Source organism: uncultured Oscillibacter sp., from assembly GCF_910587525.1.
Classification (GTDB): Bacteria; Bacillota; Clostridia; order Oscillospirales; family Oscillospiraceae; genus Oscillibacter.
Genome location: NZ_CAJULS010000111.1, coordinates 1 through 7773 on the forward strand (window position 1 = coordinate 1; position 7773 = coordinate 7773).

At 62.2% G+C, this 7773-nt stretch carries 6 protein-coding genes; 5 read left to right on the top strand and 1 reads right to left on the bottom strand.

Annotation, left to right across the window (positions count from 1 at the left end; genetic code table 11):
- Positions 1–295 precede the first annotated feature (295 nt).
- The 4 genes from QZ326_RS09845 (at position 296) to QZ326_RS09860 (ending at position 5779) form a co-directional block, all read left to right on the top strand.
- Positions 296–2524 carry an ATP-binding protein gene (locus QZ326_RS09845; RefSeq protein WP_295744640.1) on the top strand — a complete coding sequence of 743 codons (2229 nt, stop codon included), beginning with the start codon at positions 296–298 and terminating at the stop codon, positions 2522–2524.
- A gap of 73 nt (positions 2525–2597) precedes the next feature.
- Complete coding sequence (locus QZ326_RS09850; protein WP_295744642.1) at positions 2598–3413, top strand: Mrp/NBP35 family ATP-binding protein; 816 nt, start codon at positions 2598–2600, stop codon at positions 3411–3413.
- 197 nt (positions 3414–3610) lie between these two features.
- Positions 3611–4186 carry a xanthine phosphoribosyltransferase gene (locus QZ326_RS09855; protein ID WP_295744644.1) on the top strand — a complete coding sequence of 192 codons (576 nt, stop codon included), beginning with the start codon at positions 3611–3613 and terminating at the stop codon, positions 4184–4186.
- Between the two features lie 75 nt (positions 4187–4261).
- Positions 4262–5779 carry an immunoglobulin-like domain-containing protein gene (locus tag QZ326_RS09860; RefSeq protein WP_295744647.1) on the top strand — a complete coding sequence of 506 codons (1518 nt, stop codon included), beginning with the start codon at positions 4262–4264 and terminating at the stop codon, positions 5777–5779.
- 205 nt (positions 5780–5984) lie between these two features.
- On the opposite strand, the gene QZ326_RS09865 is transcribed toward QZ326_RS09860, so the two are convergent.
- Complete coding sequence (locus QZ326_RS09865; protein ID WP_295744649.1) at positions 5985–6155, bottom strand: hypothetical protein; 171 nt, start codon at positions 6153–6155, stop codon at positions 5985–5987.
- 36 nt (positions 6156–6191) lie between these two features.
- Here QZ326_RS09865 and guaA point away from each other — a divergent pair, with 36 nt between their 5' ends.
- Positions 6192–7733: a glutamine-hydrolyzing GMP synthase gene (gene guaA, locus QZ326_RS09870; RefSeq protein WP_295744651.1), complete on the top strand. Its 1542-nt coding sequence runs from the start codon at positions 6192–6194 to the stop codon at positions 7731–7733.
- Positions 7734–7773: the final 40 nt, after the last annotated feature.

A 7773-nucleotide genomic window follows, 5' to 3' on the forward strand; every position in this document is an offset into this window, starting at 1 on the left:
CCAGCTGCCTTCCCCCTCGCGCTCCCCTGTCACACAGCTTTGTTAGAATACCAAATCCCGCCCTGTTTGTCAACCCATTTTCTTCACTTTTTTCCTGTTTTTTCATCATGCCCAGCTCTTTCCCTGTTTTTTGGTACTACTTCTGTGCAAAATGGAAAATGGGCTGTGCAAGCAAAACAGGATATGGTATAATGGCTTCAAGCGGACCACAATGCCCAATCTTTCACAAGTATCTTTGCCGTTATCTGCGGCCTGTCCTATTTTCTCTCCCTTTCTAAAATATATTCCGCGAGGAGTGATTTTTCTGCTGATCCACAGAATGTCCGCCACCTTCGGCCGGCTCCAGAACCAGACCCTGGAACTTCGGGACGGCCTGAATATTATTGAGGCCCCTAACGAGACGGGGAAGTCCACCTGGTGCGCGTTTCTCTCAGCCATGTTCTTCGGCATCAACAGCCGGGAGCGGGACAGGGCCGGCTTTATTGCCGACAAAAACCGCTTCGCCCCCTGGAGCGGCGTCTCCATGTCCGGACGGCTGGACTGCCGCGCCGGCGGTCAGGAACTGACCCTGTCCCGCGTCACCCGCCGCCAGACCGCCCCCATGGGGGAATTCCAGGCGGTGTACGCCGGCACCGGCGAGGTGGTGCCGGGCCTGACGGGGCAGAACTGCGGCGATACTCTCCTAGGCGTCAGCCGGGAGGTCTTCGAGCGCAGTGCCTTCATCCGCCAGGCGGGGCTGGCCGTCACCCAGGACCCGGGGCTGGAGCGGCGAATCGCCGCCCTCATCACCTCCGGAGAGGAAGGCACCTCCTACTCCGAGGCCGCCGATACATTAAAAAAACAGTTAAACCGCCGCCGCCACAACAAAACCGGCCAGCTTCCCACCCTGGAGGCGGAACTGCAGGAGACAGCGCACCAATTGGAAGAGCTGGAGACTTTGGAAATACAGCTGGCCGCCGCCCAGGAACAGATGGAGACCTTGGCAATCGAAAAAGCAGCTTTAGAAGAAGAGCTCTCCGCCTGTGACCGCTGGGAAGCCAGCCGGCGGCGCCGCGCCCTCTTCCAGGCGGAGACCGCCGCCCGGGAATCCGCCCAGTGGGCCTCAGACCTGCGGCGGCGGATCGAGGAGGAGCGGATGCCGGAAAACGACGCCATCGGCCGCCTGCGGGGCGCCATCGTCAATCTGGAAACTGTGCGGCGGTCCACAAAAAAGGCCCGGGAGGAACAGGACGCTGCCCGGCTGGCCCTGCTGCGGGCGGAGGATGCCGTGAACAACAGCCCCTTCCCCGGCCAGACGCCGGAGCAGGCAGCCAGGCTTCCCCTGCATATCGACCCCAGGCCCCGGTTCCCCCTCTGGGGAGTGCTGCTGGCCCTTGCCCTGGGCCTGGGGCTATGGGCCGCCATGGTCTTTTTCGCCCAGCAAAACTTGCGGCTGTCCACCGGCTGCGGCTGCGGGGCAGGCGGGCTGTGCCTTTTGGCGTTGAGTCTGCTTACGATTCAAAAGCAAAAGAAGTGGGAGGCCCGGGCCGCCGAACTCCGCCAGCAGCGGCAAAAGGAACTGGCGGCCTTCACCGCCCTCTACCGGGCCGCGGAAGCCGCCCAGGCGGAGCTGACCGCTAAAACTGCCGCCGCGGACAGCCTGTACGCCTCTCTGACCTCCAACGAGCAAGGCATCCTGCTGGAAGTCCGCCGCTTCGCCCCCGCCGCCTTTGACGTGCCCTCCGCCGACGCTGCCCTCCGCGCCTGTGCCGTCCGCCGAAAAGAACTGATGGAGGCCGAGTCCGCCGCCCGGGAAGCCCGGCTCCGCTGTGACCTGCTGACCCAGCAGACCCCCGCCGCTGGAGAGGACCCGGCGGATCTCCCCGCCCCTGTCCGGAGCCGGGAGGCCGTCGCCGCCCGGCTGGAGGAAGCCCGGGATGCCCTGGCCGCCGCCCGCTCCGAGGCGGACCGTCTCGCCGGCCGGCTCCACGCCCTGGGGGACCCGGTGGTGCTCCGCTCCTCCGCCGCCCATCTGCAGGAAGAAATTCAGGCCCTGGAGGGAGAGCACAAAGCCATTCAATTGGCCCTGGAGGCCCTCGGCGCCGCCAACACCGCCCTTCAGACCCGGTTCTCCCCGGAGCTTGGCCGCCGGGCAGCGGAGATCTTTCGGGAATTGACAGGCGGCCGATACACCGGGGTGACGCTGGACCGGAGCTTTCATCTCTCCGCCGAGCCCGCCGGGGACAGCGTCTGCCGGGACGCGGCTCTGCTGTCCGCCGGAGCCGCCGACCAGCTGTATCTGGCGGTACGGCTGGCCATTTGCGACCTGATACTGCCCGAGGAAAACCAGGTGCCCATCGTCTTGGACGACGCTCTGGCCAATTTTGACGGAAGCCGCTGCGCCGCCGCTCTGCGGTATCTGCGCACCACGGCCCAAAAGCGGCAGATTCTCCTCTTCACCTGCCACAGCCGGGAGGCGGAATTTTTCGCCGGAGACAGCGCCGTCTCCATCCAGCGGTTGACGGACGAGGTCCCTCTGGTATAGAATAGAATCCTACATATATAATGTATCTGTACAATTTCAAAATACGCGCAAGCGAAAAAGGAGATAGAAGACCATGAGCGAATGCACCCATGACTGCGCCTCCTGCGGCGAGAGCTGCGGAGAGCGGCAGGAGCCCCAGTCCCTGCTGAAAGAGCACCATCCCGCCGCCCATGTGGGCAAGGTATACGGCATTGTATCCGGCAAGGGCGGTGTGGGCAAATCCATGACCACCTGCCAGCTGGCGGTGACCATGCGCCGCCGGGGCCATACCGTGGGCGTCCTGGACGCCGATGTCACCGGCCCCTCCATCCCCAAGGCCTTTGGCCTCCACGGTCAGGCCGTGGGCAGCGGGGCGGGCCTCTACCCCACGGAGACCCGTACCGGGATTCAGGTGATGTCCACGAACCTGCTGCTCCAGAACGAGACGGACCCGGTCATCTGGCGGGGCCCGGTGATCTCCGGCGTGGTGCAGCAGTTCTGGACAGACGTTCTCTGGAACTGTGACTACCTCTTTGTGGATATGCCCCCGGGCACTGGCGACGTGTCCCTCTCCGTGTTCCAGTCCATTCCGCTGGACGGTATCCTGGTGGTGGCCTCTCCTCAGGAGCTGGTGAGCATGGTGGTGGAGAAGGCCGTGAAGATGGCGGAGATGATGGAGGTGCCCATCGTGGGCCTGGTGGAGAACATGAGCTATGTCTCCTGCCCGGACTGCGGCAAAAAGCTCCGCCTCTTCGGTGAGGGCAAGACTGCCGCCGCGGCCGCCCGCCACGGCCTGCCCCTGCTGGCGGAGATGCCCATCGACCCCGCCTTGGCCGCCCTGATGGACGCCGGGGACATCGAGTCCTTCCAGGGCGCGTGGCTTGACAAGGTAGCCCAGGCTCTGGAATAATGCAAAAGCCGCGCCGTGTCTCTCCACGGCGCGGCTTTTGCGGATTTTTGTACTTTCTGTCGAAAACAAACAGGGCTTTTCTGCTTAGAGAGAGGCTTTTTGTCTGGAAAATCACTTGCAAAATCCGCAGGAATCCGGGATAATGGTAGTACATTTTTTCACGGAATTTTACAAAAAAAGTAAGGGAGAGGACAGCTATGCAGGAACTGAAGGACCGCATTGTCAAGGAGGGCAAGGTTCTGCCCGGCAACATTATCAAAGTGGACGGCTTTTTGAACCACCGCATTGACACGGAACTCATGGAGCACATCGCAGGGGAATTCGGCCGCCACTTCAACATGGACGAGGTGACCATGATCCTCACCGCCGAGGCCAGCGGAATCGCCCTGTCCGCCATTGTGGCCCGCCATTTTAACAAACCCATGATTTTTGCCAAGAAGGCCAAGAGCGACAACATCGAGGGCGGCCTGTACCAGAGCGACATCTTCTCCTACACCTATAAGAAAAAGGTCACGCTGCTTGTGAGCAAGGAGTGGTTCTCCTCTGAGGACAAGGTTCTGATTATCGATGACTTCATGGCCAACGGCGAGGCCATGCGGGGATTGTGTGACATCGTGGAGAAGGCTGGGGCCACGCTGGTGGGTATCGGCTGCGCCGTGGAAAAGGGCTTCCAGGGCGGCGGCGACCGCCTCCGCGCCGCCGGAGTGAACCTCAAGTCCCTGGCCATTATTGAGAGCGCCGAGCCCGGCAACATCGTCTTTCGGGAGGACTGATTGCTCCAAAGCCCGAAACCAAACCGCCCCTTTTTCGTCTTAGTCTGTATAAGCGCTATAAAAAGGAGGCATTTTATGTTGCACAAAGTCATTGTCCCGCTGTGTCTGGCGGCGCTGCTGTGCGCGTCGCTCACCGGCTGCCGGGAGGAGCGGCAGAACAATCATACTGACCTCGACGCCAAGCCCGTCCTCTACCTCTACCCGGAGAAGGAGACTGGGGTCAACGTCCGGTTGGACTACGACGGAGAGCTGACCTGTACCTATCCCGCCTATGGCGAGGGGGGCTGGACTGTCACTGCCGCTCCGGACGGCACACTGACGGACAAAAGCGGCCAGACTTATAATTACCTCTATTGGGAAGGTGCCTCCAATGGGAACTGCGATTTCTCCCGGGGCTTCTGCGTACCGGGCGAAAACACCGCCGCCTTTTTGGAGGAGTCCCTCAGCAAGCTGGGCCTCACCCGCCGGGAGGCCAACGAGTTCACCGTCTACTGGCTGCCCCGGATGGAGGCGAACGCCTTCAATCTCATCGCCTTCCAGTTTGATGATTACACAAGCCGCGCCAAGCTGACCATCACCCCCCAGCCGGACAGCCTCCTGCGGGTGTTCATGGCCTGGCGGCCCCTGGCGGAGCCGGTGGAGATCCCGGAGCAGGACCTGCCCGCTTTCCAGCGCACCGGCTTTGCCGCGGTGGAGTGGGGCGGAACGGAGCTTCCGTTCCTCACCGCCCGGGAGGCGGAGCAGCTCATCGCCTCTTGGCACGCCATGACGGTGGCGAAGGAGGAGACCGCGCTGGAGCTGCCCTTTGCCTTGCAGCGAACCGTGACACTGTCCTGTTACGACGGAAAAAACGTCTCCTCGGCCTCCGTTTATGTGGGAGTATGGCCGGAAAAAACAGCTCTGGAAACTGCCTTCAACCCCATCAAAGGCCGCGCGGTGACCAACTGGACCATCCCGGAAACCCCCTGGCCCGTCTACACCCTGCACATCGGCGGCACAGAGTCCGACTATGTGGCGGCGTACTGCGGCGGCGTCTGGCTGGACAACCAGGGAAACACCTTGCTGGCGGAGGTGGACTTCCCCTCCATCTGGCAGCAGTTCGTCGAAGAGCCGGAGCCCCGGGAGGACGCCTCCCCGCTGCCCCGCCTGCGGATTCTCGCTCTGCGGGACGGCTGTTGGGACGTCCGCTTTATGGAGGCGTCCGGCCCGGAGCCCCCCTTGAACGACGTGCCCATGACGCTGACGGTCAGCGGAAATACACTCTCCTGGACGATCACCAACCAAAGCGGGCAGTCCCTGTTCCACGGAAACGGGGGCTTTGCCGGATTGCAGGTCCTGCTGAACGGCGTCTGGTATGACGTTCCCAAGCTGGACGGTCCCCACTGGGCCGTCACCTTGGAGGGTTACTCCCTGTCTCCCGGCAAGGATTTCTCCTCCACATTCTCCTGGGTGCCCTACGCCGGCCTGCCCGACGGCACCTACCGGCTGGTGTTTCCGCTGTATACGTCCTCCCAGGACCCGCAGGAGGTGGATTTCCACAGCTATACCACCGCCTCCTTCCATCTAAAGGACGGCGTCCCCGTTATCCGCTGACCCTTACCGGCGGGGGGATGGCCCGCACAGGGTGCAGGCCCCACAGATTTCCCGGAAACGTTTACCGGAAGTCCGGTATTTTTTAGGAGACGGGCGATTGATAATCGCCCCTACAGTGTTCTACCCACACGGTACAGATCAGGCGCGAAGCGCGGGAAGAGAAGCTGGGGCCTTGCGTCTACCCATCAAATTTCCTGCACGCCATTCAATCGAAGCAAAAGACCTCCGCAAGCTCCATAAAGTCTTTTTCTCTTTTGGACCGTGCACGGCCCGTTTTCTCTTTTTCTGCGCTCAGAAAAAGAGAAAATGGGGGGTGCATCTGCCCAGCCATCATCATGGCTGAAATCCCCCCGCCCGAAGGGCGGGCAAAGACCAAAACCACACCCCCTCTTGTGAAAGAAGGTAATCTACCATGTCCCATCAGACCGTCATCATCCTGGACTTCGGCGGCCAGTATAACCAGCTCATCGCCCGCCGGGTCCGGGAGCACGGCGTGTACTGCGAGGTCAAGCCCTATACCACCCCCCTGGCGGACCTCCGCGCCATAGACCCCATCGGCATCATCTTCACCGGCGGCCCCAACTCCGTATATCTGGAGACCTCCCCCCACGTGGACCCCGACATCTTCACCTGGGGCGTGCCCATCCTGGGCATCTGCTACGGCTGTCAGCTGATCGCCCACACTCTGGGCGGCAAAGTCGTGGCCGCCGCAGAGGACACCGCCCGGGAGTACGGCAAGACGGAGACGTATTTTGACACGAAATGCCGCCTCTTCAAGGGCCTGCCCGCTGAGGGAATCACCTGGATGAGCCACGGCGACTATATGGAGAAGGTGCCGGAGGGCTTCGTCCTCACCGCCCGCTCCGACGCCTGTCCCAACGTGGCCATTGCCGACGAAACCCGGGGCTTCTACGGCGTCCAGTACCACCCGGAGGTCAATCACACGGAGCACGGCACAGACATGATCCGCAACTTTCTCTACGAGGTCTGCGGTGCGGCGGGAGACTGGTCCATGAGCGGCTACAAGGAGACCGCCGTCCGGGCCCTGCGGGAGAAGATTGGAGACGGCAAAGTCCTGCTGGCCCTCAGCGGCGGCGTGGACTCCTCCGTGGCGGCGGCCCTGCTGGCGGAGGCCGTGGGGAACCAGCTGACCTGCGTGTTCGTGGACCACGGCCTCATGCGGCTGAACGAGGGAGACGAGGTGGAGGCCGCCTTCTCCCAGTGGGATATCAACTTTGTCCGCTCCGACGCGGAGGAGCTGTTTCTCAGCAGGCTGGCCGGCACCACGGAGCCGGAGGCCAAGCGGAAGATCATCGGCGAGGAGTTCATCCGGGTCTTTGAGGCAGAGGCCAAAAAGATCGGCCGGGTGGACTATCTGGCCCAGGGCACCATCTACCCGGACGTGATCGAGTCCGGTGCCGGAGACGCGGCGGTCATCAAGAGCCACCACAATGTGGGCGGCCTTCCGGACTGTGTGGATTTCAAGGAGATCGTGGAGCCTTTGCGGCTCCTCTTCAAGGACGAGGTGCGGCAGCTGGGCCGGGAACTGGCCCTGCCGGAGTATCTGGTGAGCCGCCAGCCCTTCCCGGGCCCGGGCCTGGCCGTCCGCTGTATCGGAGACATCACCAAAGAGAAGCTGGACACTCTGCGTCTGGCAGACTTTATCTTCCGGGATGAGATCGCCAAAGCGGGCCTGGAGAGGACCATGGACCAGTATTTCGCGGTGCTGACCAACATGCGCTCCGTAGGTGTCCAGGGCGACGGGCGGACGTACGACTACACCCTGGCCCTGCGCAGTGTCACCACCACGGACTTCATGACCGCAGATTGGACTCGGATTCCCTACGAGGTGTTAGACCGGGTGAGCGTACGAATCGTCAATGAGGTCCCCCATATCAACCGGATTGTATATGACATTACAAGCAAACCCCCTGCCACAATCGAGTGGGAATAGGAGACAATCAGCCCCCGGCCCTTGATTTTCAAGGGCCGGG